Here is a 20,873-nt window from a genome sequence, read left to right as displayed (position 1 = left end):
AGTAAGTCATTAAATGTCTCATGCGAATTATTAACTTGATAAACTTGTAGTTAAATTCATGGATGTTAGTCAAAAGCTAATAGTTTAAAAGCTGACTTTAATTTATATTATAAACAACGGTTAATTTGTTGAAATATTAAAAAATCTTTGTAGGCATATATCTATATGTCCGCCATTTACTGATATATATGTATCCAATAAAAGTTCATCTATTCTTTCTATTATAAAGCCGTTATTGAGTTTATTGATGATGCCTCTATTCGCTTTTAAATAATCCCAATTTTTTCCGGTAGGAGGAATGGAGAATCTATTTGCCGATCTGAATTTGATGTTAAATAAATTTTTAGCTTCAAATTCAGAGTCGAATCTGAGTAATGCCTTTTCTTTCCTTGGATCATTGTTTAGTGAGTTTTTCAGCTCAAGTCTCATTTTCTCATGAAAAACATCATAGTCTTTGCCAACAGATTGAATGTCTTCAGCGGTAATCAAACTACAATGATCCAGGTAGCCAACTATCCTTTTGGTTTGAATCGTGCAAATTTCACATCCATTTTTAAATATCTCAGTGTATAAATATATACGATCTGCTGACTCTGGTGTAATACTTTTTGTATTGTTTAAACCCTCTAAATAGCCTAAATAGTAGCCCGTTTCATTCAAGTAAACCTTTTGTGAGCTATCAAATAGCCATTCTTCAAAACCAAAACCATGAGTAACCTCAAATAATGGAGCCATCGGGTTTATGTCTTTACAATCGGTGCCAGACGGCATTGTCCAGCCAAGAGAATTATTTACAAGACGTGTAATTAATGGCATTCTAAAAACGTTTAAAGGAATGAAGTGTCATTTTCGGTTGTATTCACAACATACAAAATATGTGTATTTTATATGTTAATAAACTCCAGATTTTTCATCAAACAATCGAGTCATAGCACACAGAAATGTTTATAACCCATTCTCAGGAAGGAAATCTCGAGGCGAGCAATTAAATATCTTAGCCAGTTTATTAATATGATTAAGATTGTATTTCGCAGGTTTTTTAGGGCTCTCTATATGTCCTAAAAAACCCACCGATAAGTCAAGTTTAATCGCTAATTCGGCTTGAGATAAGTTTGCTTTTATTCGCATCTCCTTTACCTTATTAATTACAAATAATTCAATTTCTGACTTTGAATTTGCTCTTGACATCTACGTGCAAGAAACACATTGAATATTTTTTAATCACCTATATATATGTAGGTAAATCTTTATATATTGGGATAGTTTTTAAAACCTATTACAATGAAAAAACTCATTTTATTAATTCCATTATCAATTTTTATTTGCTCATGTACCCCTGCATCTAAAGGAAGTATCAGTCAGGACGAAAAAGGATGTACTATTTTAAAAAACACATCGGGCTCAGAGAAAATCACTTTTGTTTTACAGTATGGTTCGGTTGACTATAAATTTGAAACCAGCGTTGGGCCGCAAGAAGAATCGGTTTTAGGTTGTAGCGAGGATTCAAAGACGCTTCACATCGTTGGTGCTTACATTAAATAATTTTATAATCATGGAACAATCCGGACTATCCTTCCCTGTCATAATGATCATTTTAGGAGTTGTAATACTTCTTTTTCGATTAGTAAAAAACACATCGAAAGACGATAAATGACATGCAGTATTTGACAGTTTTTAGCTGATATTCACCTATAATAACCTTTAAAATATCACCCATTCCAACTGCTTTCACAGTATCTCATGTAACCTATTGATAATCACAATAGGTTACATAATGTATCGGCAAGTGATACACCAAAGTCAACTCTTTTTTATTATCCCAGCATTAAAATTTAGACAATAAAGATATTTGAATTTTACCATCCTCATAACACTTCTAAATGCCCTTATTATATATAAATTTACAGAAATGAGGCCCTGAGCAGCTAACAAAGAAAAATACCGGCACCCTTTCTTAATCCCAATATTTTAGTTTAATAACATATTTTATATTTTCATTGCTTGTAACCGGCTTTGACAAATTTAAAGGATTGTTTAAACGACAATTGTAAACCAATAATAAATAAAGCATAATGCAAACAAAGCAAAGAGCTAATTACGGGGCGAAATCCCTGGTACAGCAAATTGTCGGAACTATAAGTAAGAATATTGACAAAGGTATTTACCGGAAAAATGAAAAGCTGCTGTCAATTAACAGCTACAGCAAACAACACGGTGTAGCAAGGGATACCATTGAAAAAGCTTACATGATTCTTAAGAACAATGGCTATATCCAGTCGGTTTCGGGCAAAGGCTATTTTGTACTTGGTAAGCCGGATGTGAGGATAAAAGTGCTTTTGCTGTTCAATAAGTTAAGCTCTTATAAGAAAACCGTTTATGATACCATCGTACGTACTTTAGGCGATAAGGCCAGGGTCGATCTTCATATTCATCATTACAATCCCGCTTTGCTTGAGGAAAGCATAGATGCTAATTTGGGAAATTACCATTACTATGTGGTAATGCCGCATTTTTTTGACTATAGTAACGAGCAGGAATATCTAAACATCTTAAAAAAGATCCCAATTGATCAGTTGATATTGCTGGATAAAGATTTGCCCAAACTACCCAAGCAATCAGCTGTATTCCAGGATTTTCGTAACGATATCTATGGCGCGTTAAATGTGGTTGCCGACCTGATTTCCAAATATGAAAAATTAATCATCATATATCCCTTGGATCGTCATCATCCGCCTGAAATTAAGGATGGGATCATGCAGTTTTGCGACGAAAACAACAAGAAATTCGAGGTAATAGATGCTTTTAAAGCAGAGGATCTTAAAAAAGGAACTGTTTATATTGCACTTACCGAAAATGATCTGGCCGATTTGATCAAAGGTGCCAGGGCAAGCGGTTATGAATTAGGGAAAGATATAGGGATTATATCTTTCAATGAAACCGTGTTTAAAGAATTATTGGATATTACCGTTATTACCAGTGATTTTGAAGAGATGGGCAGGAAAACGGCCGAATTGATGTTGCAAAATAAAGCGGCTGTTATTAAAAACGCCTTCAAAATCATTATCAGAAAATCACTATAATGAAGCCCTGAGCGTTAGGTAAAATGGCACCTCATAACGCCCAGTGGAGCCATTTTTAATGATCTCCGCAGTCATTTTTCCCATCCGTTCAAAATCTGTTGATATGGTGGTTAAGCCATTCAGGATGATTTTTTTCAGCGGGGTTTCATTGTACGAGATCACGCCAACATCTTTACCTATTTTTAGCTCTGTAGCCAGGATCCTTTCAATCAAAACCACAAGGTCGTTTTCCATCAGGTTAATGAATACATCTCCTTCATTTATCGGTTCACCTTGTATATCATGAACTACTTTGTAAGTAAAAGCATATTGAATACAGAAACTGAAAAAGCCTTTCAGTATTTCGCCCGGGAAATAGGTGTATTCAGGAAATATGATCTTTAGGGTATGATAATTTCTCAGCTGCGGTAAGGCTTCTTCCAGGGCCAGATAAATGTCTTTTTCAAAGTTTTCATACACAGCAGCAAAATCGCCTTTTATTCCCGGCACTAATTTATCAAGTATGATCAATTTCTCTTTGGGCAGGGTATTAATGATATCGTGAACGTTTTCGCCGCCGTGCATAAAGTGGGGCAGTATCACATAATGGGTATAATCATTACTGTTGTTTTGAAGTAGCTTCTTGAAAAACTCAAAGTCGTTATTGTATATATAAAAATCGATTGCCGCTTCATGGCCAAGACCATCAACTATAGCATCATAAACCAGTTTCTTATGGGTGCTTAGTTTATTGAATATTAAAAACACTTTGAACTGCTGCCCGGCCTCGGTGTTTTTAATATAATAACCTTTACCGGGCACAGAGCCAAGCAGACCGATTGATTTGAGGTGTTTATAGGCTTTTTCTGCAGTATCACGTGATATTTCAAAGTTGCAGTTTAACTCGTTAATAGATGGCAGCGTTTCGTTAATGACCAACTTTCCTTCGCGTACACTTTTGATGATCGAGTTGGCCAACTGAATGTATTTAGGGGTAGATGAATAATAATCAATATAGATGTATTCTAAAAATCGTGAAGACTTCATAACATTGAATTGGCTGCTGGCAAAAACTTAAAGATAATTAAATTAGGTCCCCTTTTTAATGAAGAAGGCAAGGGAGGCCTAACAACTACCAAAAATACCTGAAAGTGATGAATTTGTTACAAGAAGACAGGCTTCAATCAGGATGGTGCAGGACGCCGTTCGTATCAGCTTGATATAACTTTATCTATTATAAACCTTGGCTCATATAAGCCGACAAAATAACCAGATAAATTATATCCATAATGATTAAGCTGCCTTACAAGATATTGCTGTGCGCTATTTGTGTTTTGTTACGGTTTATCGTACCTGTGCCGCTTTTTGCACAGGCGGTTAAAACCAGCTTTAAATTTGACTTTGGCGGCGGAGAGGCGGCACCCGGTTATCAGAAAGTAAGTCCTGATGATATTTTTAATGATGCTAAAGGTTATGGATTTGATTTTGGCTCGGAAGTAAGGGCCGTAACGCGTCAGGATGGAAAGAAACTTACAGATGCGTATATAACCGGTGATAAGCCTTTTTATTTTTCGGTAAATGTGCCCGAGGGTAATTATAAGGTTACCTTAACGGTTGGCGATATCAAAGGCGACGGCGATATTACTATACGTGCCGAATCGCGGAGGCTGATGCTGGAAAAAGTAAAGACCAATAACTCGGTTAAAAAGTTAAGTTTCATCGTCAATATTCGTAAGCCCGAAATAAGCACCGGCGGTAAAGTAGCGCTCAAACCCCGCGAGTTGGGTAAATACGATTGGGACGACAAGCTTAGTCTTGAATTCAACGGTCCCAAACCCTGTGTTGATGCCCTGGAGATAGAAAAAGTGGATGACCAGATAACCGTTTACCTGGCCGGAAATTCAACTGTGGTTGATCAGGATGATGAACCCTGGTGTTCGTGGGGGCAAATGATCACCCGGTTTTTCAAGCCGGGTGTGGCTATAGCCGATCATGCCGAATCAGGGCTGAGTCTCGGCAGTTTTTTAAATAGTCACCGTTTAGATAAAGTGCTGAGTGTAATTAAGCCGGGTGATTACCTGTTTATTGAGTTTGGCCATAACGATCAGAAAGAAAAAGGCCCGGAGGATGGCGCCTATAAATCATATACCGAACGTTTTAAGCTGTTTGTTAATAAAACACGCGAGAAAAAAGCCATTCCCGTAATTGTAACTTCTACAAGCCGCCGTGCTTTCAATGATAGCAATAAAGTAGTGAATACTCTCGGCGACTATCCCGCCGCTGCAAGAAAAGTTGCTGCAGAACTGAATGTTCCCCTGATAGACCTTAATGTCATGTCCGCCAGGTTTTACGAGGCATTGGGTAATGAGGGATCCAAAAAAGCCTTTGTGTGGTATCCTGCAAACTCGTTCCCAAATCAGCCAAAGGATCTGGCCGACAATACCCATTTCAACAGTTATGGCGCCTATGAGCTTGCAAAATGTGTTATAGAAGGGATCAAAAACAATCATCTGGCCATTGAACAGTATATTATTGATGCGCCGCCTTTTTACCCTGCCCATCCTGATCCGGTAGAAACATTCAGCCTACCGGCCAGCCCTAAAAACAGCACCATAAAACCTGATGGAAATTGACTTTTTATATACGGTATAAAAATCTTAACAAAATGATAATGAACAAAAGATTCGTAGGATTGATGCTTGCTGTTTTACAGCTTGGCTTAACTACTGTAAAAGCCCAGGAAGTAATGGAAACAGGAGGTGCCAAACCGATGCCTGCACAGTGGATCGATAGTGAAACAGGTCATAAAGTGGTCCGTTTGGTGAACCGCGAGAGTGATAACGGCAGCTTTTATTTCAATAATACGCCCTTTGTTCCTCAAATAAAGAACGAAGGTGATGTGATGGTATTTTACGGCAAAACGGATAAGGGGGAACAGCTATTTACGGTTAATTTAAAAACGCAGAAAATAGACCAGCTAACAAACAGAACAAAAGTATCCGGCGAAATGGTTTGCGCCAAAACCCGCGAAGCATTTTATCAAAGCGGCGACAGCATATTCGCTGTAAATGTTAACACCTACAAAATGAGATTTATTTACGCTTTTGCTCCGGATTTTAAGGGAAGGGTTGGTACTGTAAATGCCGATGGAACGTACATGGCCTGTGTTAAGGCTACCGGCGAACAGGAACGTGAAATACTGGCAAAATACCCCGAAAAACATGATTTCTTCAACCGGATCTATGACGCGCATATCCAACATACCTTATATGTGCTTGATGTTCAGCATAAAACACTAAAACAAATACACCAGGAAAACGAGTGGACAAATCACCTGCTTTTTTCGCCCACAGATCCTGATAACCTTTCCTATTGCCATGAAGGCCCCTGGGAAAAAGTCGACCGGATCTGGAATATCAATATAAAAACCGGCGAAAACAAGCTGTTGCATAAGCGTACCATGGTAAATGAAATAGCCGGCCATGAGTTTTTTTCGCCGCTGGGCAATACCGAATGGTTTGATTTGCAGAAACCAAAGGGGCAAACCTTCTTTTTGGCGGGTATCAATATGAAAACAGGAAAAGAAGATCGTGTTTATCAAATGGACAGGAACGAATGGTCGATCCACTTTAATGTAACTAAAGATGAGCAAACATTTGCCGGTGACGGAGGCAATTCCGGGCAGGTAGCTAAAGCTCCTGATGGCATGTGGATCTATTTATTTAAGCCAAACGGCGACCGTTTTAAATCAGAAAAACTGGTAAATATGAAACATCATAATTATCACCTGGAACCCAATGTGCATTTCTCGCCCGATGAAAAATGGATTATCTTCAGGGCTAATTTTGAAGGTCATGAGGGCGTTTACGCTGTAGAAATTGCCAAACATTAATACCCCAAACAGGATGTCATTGATCAAACATAATTTTAAAATAGCTATTGTACTTGTCCTGTTAACAGGTGCCCAAACAGCATCTGCCCAGATTGGCTGGCCTGCGGCAACCGAACAAACCAAACCCTGGGCCCGCTGGTGGTGGGAGGGCAGCGCGGTAAATAAAAAAGACCTTACCTGGAATATGGAAAGCTACCATAACGCTGGTTTAGGTGGGTTGGAAATTACGCCGATTTATGGCGTAAAGGGGGCCGAAAACCAGTTTATACAATACCTGTCGCCGCAATGGGTTGATATGTTGAAGTATACGCTACAGGAGGCTAAACGCTTAAATATGGGGATTGATTTGGCTAATGCTACCGGCTGGCCTTTCGGCGGCCCATGGGTTACCAATGAAGATGCCAGTAAAGAGCTGTTTTGGAAAAATTACGACGTTAAAGGTGGTGAAAAACTGGGCGAACCTGTGGTATTTGTACAGCAGCCGCTGGTGAGGGCCGATGGACAGGCCCCAAAGATCACAGACCTGGTTGAACCTATTAGCAGCAATAAAAACCTGCAGCTGATGGCTCTTGACCAGGTACGGTTTGAGAAACGGATCCCTTTAACTGTTTTAATGGCTTATGACGGCAAGGGGCAGACGCTGAACCTTACAAACAAAGTTGATGCAGCCGGCAACCTTAGCTGGATAGCACCTGCCGGCGAATGGAAGCTATACGGGCTTTTCCAGGGCTGGCATGGTAAAATGGTTGAGCGTGCCGCTCCCGGTGGAGAAGGTTATGTTATTGACCATTTTTCAAAACCGGCCCTGGGGCATTACCTTGCTAAGTTTGATGAAGCATTTAAAGCGCAGGATTTAAGCGGGATCAGGGCATACTTTAATGATTCGTACGAGGTGGATGATGCCCGCGGACAATCAAACTTTACCCCGCTGTTTTTTGATGAATTTATTAAGCGCCGCCATTACGATCTGCGCGATCATCTGCCTGCTTTATTTGGTAATGATAGTAAGGAAAACAATAGCCGCATCCTGTGCGACTACCGCGAAACCATATCCGACCTGTTGCTGGATGATTTTACCAAACCATGGCATGACTGGGCCAAAACAAAAGGTGCATTGATCCGCAATCAATCACATGGTTCGCCATCAAATATATTGGATCTGTATGCCGCTATTGATATTCCCGAAACGGAAGGGGATGATGTGCTGCGATTTAAATTTGCTACCTCGGCGGCGCACGTAATGGGTAAGCCTCTTGCATCATCCGAGTCGGCAACATGGCTTAATGATCATTTTTTATCGTCCCTGGCAGATGTTAAACAGGCTATTGATAAATATTTTGTAGGCGGTGTAAATCATATTTTTTATCACGGTATCAGTTATTCGCCTCAAAATGCGCAATGGCCGGGCTGGTTATTTTATGCGGCGGTTCATTTTAATCAAACCAACCCGTTTTGGAATGATTTTTCGACCTTAAACCAATATATAACTAATTGTCAGTCGTTTTTACAGCAGGGAAAGCCCGATAATGATGTGTTGGTTTATTACCCATTATTTGACAGTTTCTCTGAACCGGGTGACAGGGGCTTGCTCAAACATTATGATGCCATGAAACCTGATTTCAAGGGCACAGGCTTTGAATCATCTGCCGAAGAAATGCTTAAAAAGGGTTATACATTTGATTTTATATCAGATAAGCAGATAATGGGCCTGCAAAGTTCAGGCAACTACGTGCTCACCGGAGGGCTTAATTACAAAACAATCCTTTTGCCCGATAATAAATATATTCCGCTCGAAACCCTTAATAAAATGGTGGATCTGGCAAAGGCGGGGGCAACAATAGTGGTTTATAAAAATCTTCCATCGGGTGTGCCCGGATACACAGGGTTACAGGAGCGTGAAAAAACGTTTAAAAGCCTGGTTGCCGGATTGAATTTTACTGCTGGAAATAATGATGTTAAAGTTGCCACAATTGGCAAAGGCCGTTTTTTGATTGCCGATGATATTTCCTCATTACTGGACGAAGCGGGCATCAACAGAGAGCAAATGACCGATAATGGTTTACAATTTGTACGCCGCACATACAAAAATGGAAACAGCTATTTTATAACAAATAATGGAGGCAACCAGGTTGATGGCTGGGTAGATCTATCCGCTAATGCGGCATCAGTTGTAGTATTTGATCCTATGACAAAAAACTACGGACTGGCAAAAAGCCGTAAGCCGGCCGATGGCAAAACGGGCGTGTATCTGCAATTATCGCCGGGGCAAAGCTGCATTTTACAAACCCTGCCTGTGAAAACTCAAATAGCAGCATATACTTATTATCAGGCTGCAGGTAACAAGGTGCCAATTAACGGTACATGGACACTCCGCTTTACCGAAGGCGGCCCAACATTGCCGCAGCCAATAAAAACCGCAGAGCTTAAATCATGGACAGAATTAGGTGGTGAAGAGCTCAAAGCTTTTTCCGGAACGGGCAGTTATACCATCACCTTCAAAAAGCCGGCTCAAAATGCTGCTGCCTGGAAGCTTGATCTGGGAAAGGTTAACGAAAACGCAGAGGTTTATCTCAATGGTAAAAAGCTGGCTACACTGCTCGGTCCGCAATATGTAGTTACTATACCTTCAGCACAGTTAAGGACGGTTAATCAGTTGCAAGTGAGGGTTGCTAACCTCATGGTTAACCGGATCATTGATATGGATAAGAAGCATATTCCTTACCGGATCTTCTATAACACTAATTTCCAATCGCATAGTCCCGGCTCTAAAGGGCCTGATGGGCTTTTTACCGCTATAAACTGGGATCCGAAGCCTTCCGGCCTGATTGGTCCGGTAACACTTGAGCCGGTTAAGCCGTTGTTTGTTAAGTAATTATATAAGGGTTTTAATTCAGAAAGGTGGTCATGTTGGCCACCTTTTTTTGTGTTTTTAAGGCATTTGAGCAGGATGCTACAGGATGGTGTTGTTGAAATTAACTTATAAGTTCGTATATACAATTATAACCCAAACTGTACCAAACAGTAAACCCCTTAATTTGATTTTATGAAAAGAATTTTTATTCATTCTTGTAAAATGCTATTGCTGTTGCTGCTCTTTAATGTGGCAGGGGCAAGCAGTGTTTTTGCACAGCAGCTTAGCATTACGGGTACCATTACAGATAGCAAGCACCAACCGGTTTCGGCTGCTTCTGTGCAAATAAAAGGCACAAAATCGGGTACCACCTCTAACCTCGACGGAAAATATAGCATTAAAGCAGCCGCAGGGCAGGTGTTAATATTTAAATCGATTGGTTTTGACGCCAAAGAAGTTACCGTAGGCTCCGGTAACACCATCAATGTTACCTTAACTGAAGCCGAATCGCAACTGAACGAAGTAGTGGTTATCGGTTATGGTGCTCAAAAACGCGCTAATGTTACCGGTTCTCAGGCTACTTTCAAAGCCGATAACCTGAACGAACGGGCTGTAACGCGCGTTGATCAGGCGCTTGTTGGGCAGATGGCAGGTGTAACCGTTAAACAAACAACGGGTGTACCGGGTAAAGCATTTAGCGTTAATGTACGGGGAAGCGGCTCTATAAGTGCCGGTAATGAGCCGTTGTATGTAATAGATGGCTTTCCTTTGTCTGTATCAGCAATAGGCAGCGGTGGTAGTTTCAGCACAGGAAACCCGCTTGATAATATCAACCCAAATGACATTGAAGATATTCAGGTTTTAAAGGATGCAGCGGCGGCGGCTATTTACGGTTCAAGAGCTTCAAATGGCGTTGTGTTGATCACCACCAAAAAAGGAAAATCGGGTAAGGCCAAAATTAGCTATAGTGCTTACTACGGTTACAACGCGGCAGCCAAATATCTGCCCATGCTCAATGGCGACCAATGGATTGACAGGGCTACCGAAATGATCAACGCTGCTTATGTACTCAAATTTGGCGCGCAGGGAGCAACTGCCGGCGATGATAATGCAAAACGCCAGGCGCTGAATGGCGGTGCCTTTAGCTCGGCCTATATGCTTGATCCGAGATGGGCTACGCCAGGTCATCCGGGCTTAGAATATGTAGATTGGCAGAAAGCCATTGAGCAAAAAGGAGCTATGCAAAACCAGGCTTTAAGCGCAAGCGGGGGCAATGAATTTGTAAATTATTTTATTTCGGGCAACTATGCCAATCAGGATGGTTTTGTGAAAGGGTTGGGTTATAAAGCCTACTCGGCCAGGGCCAATGTGGAAGCGCGCATCGCCAAAAACCTGAAATTAGGTTTAAACATAGCGCCTACTTATTCAATTTCGCAGGATCCGGGTGTGGAGGGGAAAGATAATATTTTTCACCAGGCGCTAAGCTATAGCCCCATACAGGAAGATACGGTTGGTTTATACCCTAATGCGTTTAAAAACGGGCAATACACCTGGGGTAACTCGGCAAACAGCCCTATAGCTAAATTGGAGAACAAGGTTGGGCAAACCAAAAAATACCGTACACTGGGCAGCATATTTGCCGAATACGAAATTATAAAAGGCTTAACATTAAGAAGTTCACTTAACCTTGATAATGTTGATAATGCATCTAACAGTTACACGCCGTACACAATTGCAGGTACTTTGGCTTCCCGAACGTTTAATGCATCTACAAACGCCAATCTTACCGCTAATACTTCAGGTTCGTACAGTACTTTTAAACGACAAACATTTGTTAATGAAAATACGCTTACCTATAATACCACCATTCACGCAAACCATAGCCTGAGTATATTATTAGGCCAGTCATACAACACAGATCGCTTAGATCAATCTACGCTGTCATCCGTTGGCGGCTATACCAGTAGTGTTATTCAAACCCTAAATGCTGCTGCCAACGTAACCGGCAACACAACCGGAACTAAAAGTGTGTTGGTATCATACTTTAGCCGCGCGCAGTATGCATATAAGAACAAGTATCTTTTATCTGCAAGCTTGCGCGAGGACGGCTCGTCGAGATTTGGCGGCAATACCAAATATGGCGTTTTCCCTTCAGCATCGGTAGGCTGGCGCATCATCCAGGAGGACTTTATGAAAAGGCTGCCTGTAATGAGCGATCTGAAACTGCGCTTTAGTTATGGCGTAAATGGTAACAACAGTATTGCCGATTACGGAAGTATTTCACAAATAGGTTCATACGGATATGTTTTGGGTTCGCCGCAGGCGTTAGCTATAGGGCAGGCCCCAAGCAACTTGCCGAATCCGGATATCAAATGGGAAAAATCACAAACTTATGATGTAGGTCTCGACTTCGGGTTTTTCAGCAACCGTTTAACCGGCTCATTTGATTACTACAATAAATTGAATACCGACTTATTGCTGAATGTACCCATCCTTCAGTCTACTGGCTTTAGCAGCCAGCTGCGTAATGCCGGTTCGGTACGTAACGTGGGTCAGGAACTAGAGTTAACCAGCCGTAATTTAGTTGGTAAGGTTCAATGGAGCACATCAATTAATATCAGTCATTATAAAAACAAAATTGTAAGCCTTTATGGTAACCAGAAACAGATTATTATTCCAAACTCATTTGATGTTTCTGATGCCATTTTGCGGGTAGGACAGCCTTTAAACAGTATTTATGTTGTTAAACAAATTGGTTTCCTAACACAGGCAGACATTGATAACCATGTGGCAACCTATGGCACAGGTGAAACCGTTGGTGATCCGAAATATCAGGACCTGAACGGCGATGGTGTAATAACCGAGGCAGACAAGCAAATAGTTGGTCATCCAAACCCTACTTATACCTGGGGTATCACCAATACAGTACGCTGGAAAGGTTTCGACCTTACTGTTTTAGTTCAGGGCCAGAACGGCGGATCAATTTACTCTTTATTGGGCAGGGCCATCACCCGTACTGGCCAGGGCTTTACGGATAATGCCCCTGCATTCTATGACAACCGCTGGAGATCTCCTGAAAACCAGGGGGCCGGCCGGGTTAGCAAAGCCTACTCTACATTTGGTTTCGTAGCCAATACCGACTGGTTGTATTCTTCAGATTATGTGAGGGTTAGAAATATTACATTGGGTTACGATCTTAAAAATATATTTAAAACCAAAGTTTTAGGAGCAGCACGCCTTTATGTTACTGCCGAAAACTTTTTTGGGCATGATAAATATTATGGAGGCTTAAACCCCGAGGCGCAAAATACAGCCATCAGCTCTGACAGTAACTACCCCGAGGCAGGTGATTACGGAGGCTTGCCATTAGCTAAATCATTGATTTTCGGGCTAAATGTTACTTTTTAATTACTTCAACATTATCAAAATGAAAAAGATATTTTTTCTATCAACCATATCAGCTGTTTTTTTAATGGCCTCCTGTAATAAGGATTTAAACCAGGTGCCTATATCCAGCTCAACAACAGCAACTTTTTACAGGTCGCCGAGTGATTTTTTGCAGGCTACAAACGCTATTTATGCCGATTTGCACAATTACCCGGTACGATTGGCTAATATGTCCGAGATCCGTTCGGATAATATTTATGGCGTTTCGGTTACCGTGCGTGACTGGGACCCGGTGAACGATTTCTCGCCCTCGTTAGCAGCAAATGCATATGTTACCGAAACCTGGGGCACAGACTTTAATGGCATTTTCAGGGCTAATACCCTGCTTGACCAGGTTGCTAAAAATGGCAGTTACATAGGTTCCGCGTCATTAGCAACAAGGTTACAGGCCGAAGCCAAATTTTTGCGGGCATTTTATTATTTCGACCTGGTGAGGTATTACGGTAAGCTTCCTGTTATTGACCACCCGGTTACTGCACCGGAGGCCAATGCAATAGGCCGTAGTTCGGTAGCCGATGTTTACAAACTGATCATAGCCGATCTGCAATCGGCCATAGCTAATTTACCCACCACTTATACCGGGGTAGATGTAGGCCGTGCCACCAAATATGCGGCAGAAGCCTTGCTGGCACAGGTTTATATGGCTAAGTCGGCGCCAAATTATGGCATAGAAGGTCCCGGAACCGGATCAAACGAATGGAATTTGGCTTTGCCATTACTACAGGATATTATCAGCAGCGGCAAATTTGCTTTTGAGCCTACTTACAGCAACATTTTTTCATATACCAACCAAAGTCCTGCTGTTAATAAAGAGGCTGTTTTTGATGTAATGTATACCAGCGGCATCAGCGGTACGAGTGATCTTTACGGAGCTTCATACCCGTGGACGCTTGCACCAAGCGCTTATTTTTTATCTATTAAGGATACCAAATCAAACGGAAGCCTGGAAATTATCCCCGTATCAAACGATTTGGCAAACAGTTATGACGCAGCCGATGTGCGGAAGGCATTTAACGTATATACCGCAGGTTACACCAACGCGGGCAGTACAGAAAATCGCCCGTTCTTTAAAAAGTGGCTCGATATAACTAAAATCCCAACTGCCAGCCGTTTTGACTGGGGAATTAACTTCATCGCCATCAGGTATACCGATGTTTTGATGCTTAAAGCGGAGTGTATCTTGAACGGCGCAACAGGAGGCTCACAGTCCGATGTTGATGCTATTGTTAACCAGGTACGTACAAGGGCTGGGTTGCCATCTGTATCGGGGGTAACGCTTGCCCAATTGTTTGATGAACGCCGCAGGGAGTTTGCAGATGAGGGCTCACGCTGGTTCGACCTGCAAAGGAGCGGTAACCTGCTAACCATTATGAATAGCTGGATTGCCAAGGAAGATGCCCAGAAAGCCATCAAACCGGTTATAGCTAATTACGTTATTTACCCTGTGCCGCAAACACAACTTGATGCTGCACCGGGATTATATACACAAAATCCCGGGTATTGATTCCTGGGGAATGATGAAAGAATTATTCAGGTCATCATAAAAAAGGCTTGCCCCTCTGTGCTTCGGGAGGGGTAGGCCTTTTAAAGAATAAAACACTGTTATGTTAGTCATTAGTCGAAAGCCTTAAGTTCCAAGTCGGAAAAGTATGAACTTAACTTTTTACTTAAGACTTAGTACTATTAACTTAACGCCACCTATGAAATTATTACGTTATTCTGTTTTCCTGATAGTTATTACCGCCAATGCTGTAAACGGGCAAACTAACCTGGATTGGGCCAAAAAGGTCGGTGCCAGGCAATCTCCTCAAAAAACAACGGTGTGGTATGTAAATGATAATGGTGCGGCTAATGATGGCAACACCATAAACACAACCGCCATACAAAAAACTATCGACCAATGCTCGGCAAAAGGTGGTGGCATAGTTACATTTAAACCCGGTAAATATTTAACGGGTTCCATTTTTTTGAAGAAAAACGTTTGCCTGAATATTGATCAGGGCGTGGAGTTATTGGGCAGCCAGGATATAAAAGATTACCCCGAAATTGATACCCGTGTTGCCGGTATTGAAATGAAATGGCCTGCCGCGTTGATCAACATAGCCGGGCAAACCAACGTGGCAATTACCGGAAAAGGATTGGTAAATGCGCAGGGTAAGCCATTTTGGGATATTTACCGGAAAATGCGTTCGGAATATGATCCTAAAGGGTTACGCTGGATAGTTGATTATGACGCCAAACGTCCCCGTACACTGCTGGTTTCCAACTCCCAGGACGTTACCATCAAAAATATTACGCTGCAACAGGCCGGGTTTTGGACAGTGCAACTGCTTTACTCCGGTTATGTTACTGTTGATGGTATTACCATCCGCAACAACGTTGACGGCCATGGGCCCTCAACAGATGGTATAGATATAGATTCGTCCAGCTGGATCCTGGTGCAAAACTGCGATATTGATTGCAATGATGATGATTTTTGCCTTAAAGCCGGTCGCGATTGGGATGGGTTGAGGGTAAACAGGCCAACCGAGTATGTGGTGATCCGGAAATGTATCTCAAGGGCTGGCGCGGGCTTGCTTACTTGCGGCAGTGAAACATCGGGAGGGATCAGGCACGTGCTTGCTACCGACCTCATAGGTAACGGAACCAGTAATGGACTGAACATTAAATCAGCCATAACGAGGGGCGGCACTGTGGAGGATATCCACTTCAGCAATATAACTATGAATGGTGTGGGTACAGCTTTTCAAATCACCATGAACTGGAACCCAACTTATAGCTATTCCAAATTACCCGACGGCTATAATGAGGCTACGCTGCCCGATCATTGGAAAAAGATCCTGCATAAAGTGGAGCCTGCCGAAAAAGGGCTCCCGCATTTTAAAGATGTTTACATTTCAAATATTAAAGTAACTGGCGCAAAAAAAGCCGTCAATGCCATAGGTCTCAAAGAATCAACCATGCAAAATTTTCATTTTGATGGGGTCAATATTGAGTCGGGCACCGCGGGCGATGTGCAGTTTGCACAGGCCTGGGAGTGGAAAAAATCACAGATCGTTACCCAGGATAATACTAAACTTAATTTAACTGATGCCGGTGCTGGTCAATAATAAATACAAGACTTTAAAAAGGTTCCTGCTTAGCATAATTGCGGGTTTGGGAATGCTTTTTTGTGCCTGGTCAGTTCCCCCGGTGCAAAAGAGTAGCAACGTTATTTCACTGGCAGGGCAATGGCAGTTTCAGATGGATCCGGCTGATCAAGGGATAGCAGAAAAATGGTTCTCAAAATCGCTGACGGATACTATTCATTTACCGGGCTCTATGACCCAAAACTTAAAGGGGGATGATATAACCCTTAAAACAAAATGGACAGGCAGTATTTACGATAGCTCGTGGTTTTACAACCCGCGTTTGGCAAAGTACCGGGTGGCCGGCAACCTCAAAATACCTTTCTGGCTTACACCGCCCAAGCACTATACAGGAGCGGCATGGTATAAAAAGGAAGTAATTATTCCGGCGGATTGGAAAAATAAACACCTGGTACTTTTCCTGGAGCGGGCCCATACCGAAACCAGGCTATGGGTTGATGATACTGAAATAGGGATGCAAAACAGCCTGGTGACCCCGCATCAGTTTGATCTGGGAGATAAACTATCACCCGGAAAACATCAAATTACATTGTGTATTGATAACCGCGTTAAAGCCATCAATGTAGGGCCCGATTCTCATAGTATTACCGATCATACACAGGGTAACTGGAATGGCGTGATCGGCAAAATGGAGCTAAGAGCAGGCGGCCAGACCTGGCTTGATGATATCCAGGTTTATCCTGATCTGAAGCAGAAGACAGCTCATATCAAAGTGCGCATAAAAACTGAGCGGGAATCTGTTACCGGCAATATCACGCTTTCGGCCAAAGCATTTAATACCACAATTTCACAGCTTATACCGGCTGTTAGCAAAACTGTTAATATCAAAGATACTGTGGCCGAGTTCAGCATCGATTTGCCGATGGGGGCCAAAATGCAAACATGGGATGAGTTCATGCCGGTTCTATATCAGCTTACTGCTACGCTACGCACTGCCGATGGAACGACAGATACCAGGAAACTGAGCTTCGGTATGCATGAGTTTAAGGCTGATGGAAAGACATTTACCATAAACGGCAAGCCCGTTTTTCTGCGGGGTACGGTGAACAACTGCGAGTTCCCGCTTACAGGTTATCCACCCACTACAGAAGCGGAGTGGGACAGGATCTTTAAAATTTGCAGGGAACACGGGCTTAACCACATGCGGTTTCACTCCTGGTGCCCACCCGAGGCTGCTTTCGATGCAGCTGATAAAGCCGGTTTCTACCTTCATGTAGAAGGGCCTTCATGGGCAAACCATGGAAGCGGTTTGGGCTTGGGGCGACCAATAGACCAATATATTTATGACGAAACCAACCGTATGGTTAAATGGTATGGCAATCATCCTTCATTTTGCATGATGGCTTATGGCAATGAGCCCAGCGGCAAACAAGTTGAATACCTCACCAAATTTGTTGACTATTGGAAAGCTAAAGACCCGCGCAGGCTATACACAGGGGCGGCAGTAGGTGGCAGCTGGCCGGTGATCCCTAATAATGAATATATGGCCCGTGCAGGAGCAAGAGGCCTGGCCTGGAACCAACGGCCTGAGAGCTACTCAGATTACAGCAAACAGATAGCACAGTTTAATGTGCCCTTTGTAGCACACGAAATGGGGCAGTATTGCGCCTTCCCCGATTTTAAGGAAATTGAAAAATATACCGGGATCTATAAGGCCAAAAACTTTGAACTTTTTCAAGAGGACCTTAAAGATCACGGCATGGCCGATGAAGCCGAAAAATTCCTGATGGCTTCCGGGAAATTACAGGCTTTATGTTATAAACATGAAATTGAAAAAGCCATGCGTACGCCCGGATATTCGGGATTCCAGTTGCTTTCACTAAATGATTATCCGGGTCAGGGAACGGCCCTGGTTGGGGTACTGAATGCCTTTTGGGATAGCAAGGGGTACATCACAGCAAAACAATTTACCCGGTTTTGTAATGCTACCGTGCCGCTTATCCGTACCGAAAAGTTTGTATATCAAAATAATGAAACTCTCAAAGCTCAGGTTGAGCTGTTTAACTACAGCAAACCCATAACCGCTGCATTGAGCTGGAAATTAACCGATGCACGGCATAAGGTGATCAGTCAGGGTGTTTTGGACAAAAGAAGCTATGTGATGGGTAACTGCCAGAAGGCAGGTGCTATCAGTGTGCCACTGTCAAAAATAAAATCACCCGAAAAACTGAACCTGGAAATTGCAGTGCCCAATACACAATACATAAACGACTGGGATTTTTGGGTATACCCGGCTACCTTGTCTGCGGTAAAAACCGACGTGTACTATACCACAGTGCTGGATGATAAGGCCAAAGAGGTACTTAATAATGGCGGCAAAGTATTTCTGAATGCGTCGGGTAAAGTAGTTAAGGGAAAGGAAATTATACAGTCGTTCACGCCGGTTTTCTGGAATACTTCCTGGTTTAAAATGCGTCCACCGCATACGCTGGGTTTTGTGTGCGATCCTAAACATCCCGCATTTAATGATTTTCCTACATCATCATACAGTGAGATACAATGGTGGGATATCCTGTCGAACGCGCAGGTAATGCACCTGGAAGATTTTCCGGCAACATTCAGGCCTATTATCCAGCCTATTGATACCTGGTTCATGAACCGCCGTTTAGCATTATTATTTGAAGCGAGGGTAGGTAAGGGGAGCCTGATGGTAAGCAGCGCCGATCTTTCGCCAACAACCGGCGATGACAGGCCGGCGGCGAAGCAATTATATTACAGCATTTTAAAATATATGTCCTCACCGCAGTTTAAACCTGCTGACGTGATAGCGATGGAGGCTATTGAAGATCTTTTTAAAACGGCTTCAAAGGAGGTGTTTGTGTCATATACTAATGGCGCGCCGGATGAACTGAAGCCCAAAAACATCAAAAAATAATATGAAAGCATTAAAACCGGTTTTAGCTTTATTAATAATAGCCTTTGCAGGCCTGGCTTTTATAAATCAGCAAAAGCCAACCATTTATTTGATAGGCGACTCAACTACGCATAACAGCGATATGGAAACATGGGGCTGGGGAAGCATTATCCCCTACTATTTTGACCTCTCAAAGATCAATATTGAAAACCATGCCATGGCCGGTCGCAGCACCCGCACGTTTATAAAGGAAGGCCGGTGGAACAAGGTTGATTCGCTTTTAAAGCCGGGGGATTACGTAATGATGGTATTTGGTCATAATGAAGGCAGTAAACCTGATACCACCAAAGCAGGGTACCGTGGGGTATTAAAGGGTACTAGTAACGAAACTGTGGAGCTTACCTGGCCTAACGGCACTAAAGAAACCGTGCATACCTATGGTTGGTATTTCCGCAAATTTATCAGGGATACCAAAGCTAAAGGGGCGACCCCTATCGTACTTTCCATGATTCCCCGGAATGAATTTCGTGATGCTAAAGTTATCCGTGCCAATGATGATTACGGCAAATGGGCGCAGGAAATAGCATTGCAGGAAGGCGTTACCTTTATCGATATGAACCGCATCACAGCCGATAAATATGATAAATGGGGGGCTGATTCGGTTAAAAAGTTTTTCCCCGGAGATCATACCCATACTAATAAAATGGGGGCTACAGTGAACGCCGAATCGGTAGTTGACGGCATTAAAGCTGATCCTGCAAATCCTCTGAATAAATATCTCAAAAACTAATTTTTAGGTTGCTATGAAAAAAATGATGCGTACACATGCAGGTTTAGGCTTATTGTTGATGCTGGTTATATTGTTATCTTCTTTTATGCTGATGAAACCGGCAGATAAACCAACTTTTTACCTGATAGGCGATTCAACTGTAAAAAATGGCAAAGGCAAGGGCGATGGCGGTTTATGGGGATGGGGAAATTATATCGCCCCTTATTTTGATACCACAAAGATCGCGGTTGAAAATGATGCGCTTGGCGGTACCAGCAGCCGCACCTTCCAAACTATGGGTTTGTGGGATAAAGTGTTGGTGAAAATCAAACCCGGCGATTTTGTGATCATGCAGTTTGGGCATAACGACGCCGGTGCGCTGGATGATACGGCCCGTTCCCGCGGAACTATTAAAGGCATTGGCGATGAGCAACAGGAAATATACAACCCGATACGGAAAATAAAAGAGGTGGTACATACCTACGGTTGGTATATGCGCAAGTTTGTTGCGGATATTAAGGTAAAGGGCGCAACTCCGATCATCTGCTCGCCAATACCCCGTAATACCTGGAAAGATGGCAAATCTGCAGGGCGAAACAATGAAAACAATTACGGGCAGTGGGCCCGCGAGATCAGCGAGCAAACCGGAGCCTTTTTTATCGACTTAAACAAACTGATTGCCGACGACTACGACCAGGAGGGCGAGGCAAAAGTAAAATCAACCTACTTCGGCACGGATGCTACACATACCCTTAAGCCGGGTGCACAGCTAAATGCCAAATTTGTTATCCAGGGCATCCGGTCATTCAATCAGCTGGGGCTCAATAAATATCTAAAGTAATAGTTCAATAA

Annotated in this window: 14 protein-coding genes; 11 read left to right on the top strand and 3 right to left on the bottom strand. The window is 42.5% G+C overall.

Annotation, left to right across the window (positions count from 1 at the left end; genetic code table 11):
• Nucleotides 1–120: 120 nt before the first annotated feature.
• Nucleotides 121–816, bottom strand: coding sequence for a hypothetical protein (locus tag AC59JO_RS02835; protein WP_497303271.1), 696 nt, complete (start codon nt 814–816; stop codon nt 121–123).
• A 129-nt stretch (nt 817–945) separates the two neighbouring features.
• Nucleotides 946–1,128, bottom strand: a complete 183-nt coding sequence (locus AC59JO_RS02830; protein WP_497303860.1) for a helix-turn-helix domain-containing protein — start codon at nt 1,126–1,128, stop codon at nt 946–948.
• 153 nt (nt 1,129–1,281) lie between these two features.
• Here AC59JO_RS02830 and AC59JO_RS02825 point away from each other — a divergent pair, with 153 nt between their 5' ends.
• Together AC59JO_RS02825 and AC59JO_RS02820 are read left to right on the top strand one after the other, a co-directional pair.
• Nucleotides 1,282–1,542, top strand: a complete 261-nt coding sequence (locus tag AC59JO_RS02825) for a hypothetical protein (RefSeq protein WP_497303269.1) — start codon at nt 1,282–1,284, stop codon at nt 1,540–1,542.
• A gap of 530 nt (nt 1,543–2,072) precedes the next feature.
• Nucleotides 2,073–3,080 (top strand): GntR family transcriptional regulator, encoded by a 1,008-nt coding sequence (locus tag AC59JO_RS02820; protein WP_413669113.1) that lies wholly within the window; start codon nt 2,073–2,075, stop codon nt 3,078–3,080.
• Here AC59JO_RS02820 and AC59JO_RS02815 read toward each other — a convergent pair.
• Nucleotides 3,075–4,106 carry a GntR family transcriptional regulator gene (locus tag AC59JO_RS02815; protein WP_091211124.1) on the bottom strand — a complete coding sequence of 344 codons (1,032 nt, stop codon included), beginning with the start codon at nt 4,104–4,106 and terminating at the stop codon, nt 3,075–3,077. The genes AC59JO_RS02820 and AC59JO_RS02815 overlap by 6 nt on opposite strands.
• Before the next feature lie 242 nt (nt 4,107–4,348).
• Here AC59JO_RS02815 and AC59JO_RS02810 point away from each other — a divergent pair, with 242 nt between their 5' ends.
• From AC59JO_RS02810 to AC59JO_RS02770, 9 genes are all read left to right on the top strand, one after another.
• Nucleotides 4,349–5,692, top strand: a complete 1,344-nt coding sequence (locus tag AC59JO_RS02810) for a rhamnogalacturonan acetylesterase (RefSeq protein WP_497303266.1) — start codon at nt 4,349–4,351, stop codon at nt 5,690–5,692.
• Nucleotides 5,693–5,730: 38 nt separating this feature from the next.
• Nucleotides 5,731–6,951 (top strand): oligogalacturonate lyase family protein, encoded by a 1,221-nt coding sequence (locus tag AC59JO_RS02805; protein WP_497303264.1) that lies wholly within the window; start codon nt 5,731–5,733, stop codon nt 6,949–6,951.
• Between the two features lie 13 nt (nt 6,952–6,964).
• Nucleotides 6,965–9,823, top strand: a complete 2,859-nt coding sequence (locus AC59JO_RS02800) for a glycosyl hydrolase (protein ID WP_497303262.1) — start codon at nt 6,965–6,967, stop codon at nt 9,821–9,823.
• 171 nt (nt 9,824–9,994) lie between these two features.
• Nucleotides 9,995–13,210 carry a SusC/RagA family TonB-linked outer membrane protein gene (locus tag AC59JO_RS02795; protein WP_497303260.1) on the top strand — a complete coding sequence of 1,072 codons (3,216 nt, stop codon included), beginning with the start codon at nt 9,995–9,997 and terminating at the stop codon, nt 13,208–13,210.
• Nucleotides 13,211–13,229: 19 nt separating this feature from the next.
• Nucleotides 13,230–14,753, top strand: coding sequence for a RagB/SusD family nutrient uptake outer membrane protein (locus tag AC59JO_RS02790; protein ID WP_497303258.1), 1,524 nt, complete (start codon nt 13,230–13,232; stop codon nt 14,751–14,753).
• 196 nt (nt 14,754–14,949) lie between these two features.
• Nucleotides 14,950–16,359 carry a glycoside hydrolase family 28 protein gene (locus tag AC59JO_RS02785; RefSeq protein ID WP_497303256.1) on the top strand — a complete coding sequence of 470 codons (1,410 nt, stop codon included), beginning with the start codon at nt 14,950–14,952 and terminating at the stop codon, nt 16,357–16,359.
• Nucleotides 16,340–19,273, top strand: a complete 2,934-nt coding sequence (locus AC59JO_RS02780) for an exo-beta-1,4-galactosidase (protein WP_497303254.1) — start codon at nt 16,340–16,342, stop codon at nt 19,271–19,273. Before AC59JO_RS02785 ends, AC59JO_RS02780 begins: the two co-directional genes overlap by 20 nt.
• Nucleotide 19,274: 1 nt before the next feature.
• Nucleotides 19,275–20,042 carry a rhamnogalacturonan acetylesterase gene (locus tag AC59JO_RS02775; protein WP_497303252.1) on the top strand — a complete coding sequence of 256 codons (768 nt, stop codon included), beginning with the start codon at nt 19,275–19,277 and terminating at the stop codon, nt 20,040–20,042.
• Nucleotides 20,043–20,055: 13 nt separating this feature from the next.
• Nucleotides 20,056–20,862, top strand: coding sequence for a rhamnogalacturonan acetylesterase (locus AC59JO_RS02770; RefSeq protein WP_497303250.1), 807 nt, complete (start codon nt 20,056–20,058; stop codon nt 20,860–20,862).
• Nucleotides 20,863–20,873: the final 11 nt, after the last annotated feature.

The organism is Mucilaginibacter sp. A5337, assembly GCF_059690695.1.
Note: the sequence above shows the minus strand (reverse complement) of the source record. Positions and strands in the feature narration are given on the sequence as shown.